This window comes from Vibrio sp. 2130-1, assembly GCF_033339515.1.
Map to the genome: position 1 here is coordinate 1 of NZ_JAWOUT010000127.1, position 903 is coordinate 903.

Annotated in this window: 1 protein-coding gene and 1 pseudogene; one reads left to right on the forward strand and one right to left on the reverse strand. The window is 45.8% G+C overall.

The genetic code is table 11. The annotated features are described in order from the left end of the window. Positions 1-291, forward strand: a pseudogene (locus R7Q09_RS24670) (nucleotidyltransferase domain-containing protein); the annotation flags it as partial. Here the strand turns inward: R7Q09_RS24670 and R7Q09_RS24675 are convergent. Continuing rightward, positions 288-903: DNA polymerase domain-containing protein (locus R7Q09_RS24675; RefSeq protein ID WP_318143763.1), on the reverse strand; the 616-nt coding region annotated here is incomplete at its 5' end. The pseudogene R7Q09_RS24670 and the gene R7Q09_RS24675 overlap by 4 nt on opposite strands.

Genomic DNA, 903 nt, shown 5'->3' on the forward strand with positions numbered 1-903 from the left:
CAGGCGACAAGCCTTGAGGAGCAAGTTCGTGCGCAGGTAGTCATCGCTAAAAAGTTATTAAGAGCTTCTTACTCTTTGGTGATGTATCGCGATAAGCGCTGGTTTGATGATCCAATAGAATGTGGTGAAGTGTTTTTGCAATATCATCCCGAGAAAAAACTGGAGATTGACCGCCTCTGCATATTGTTATCTGGAAGGCCAATTCCCAAGCGTTCGGTCATTGGCCTAATTGATGCTTTCGGCGGCTGGCTCGTGAAGCAGTACCAAAAGACTGAGTTTCGTATTGGTTAGAACAGTCCCATCTGTGGTGCTGAGAGGGTTTCAAAGCCTGTGCCGATAAATGGCAGAATCGCATCTGCAACAGGCTTTAGCTGTTTGTCGATGTAGTGCTGGTAGTCGATAGGACTGTTACGGTATTCATGAGGCTCAGGGCCATTTAGGGTAATCAAATACTCTATGCGCCCACGATTTTGATACTGTAAAGGTCGACCAAGCTTGGCATTAATGTCGTCGGCTAAACGTGCTGCACGCACTTGAGGTGGAATGTTTTTTTGGTACTCATGCAGCTTTCGGCGTAGTCGCTTTTGATAAACCAATTGGTCATCAAACTCCCCATTATTGGTTTTTTCTACTACTTCACGCACATAGTCACTCGGGTCTTCGCCGTGAAATACCATTCGATAGAGCGTGTTTTGGAATTTTTGCGCTAATGGCGTCCAGTCGGTACGCGCACTTTCTAGCCCTTTGAATACAATGCGCTCTTGTTCACCTTCACCAATTAAACCCGCATAACGTTTTTTCGAGCCCGTTTCCGCGCCACGAATAGTTGGCATCAGAAACTTGCGGTAGTGAGTTTCATATTCAATTTCAAGCATTGAAGTGAGGTTATACTCAGCGCGAAGA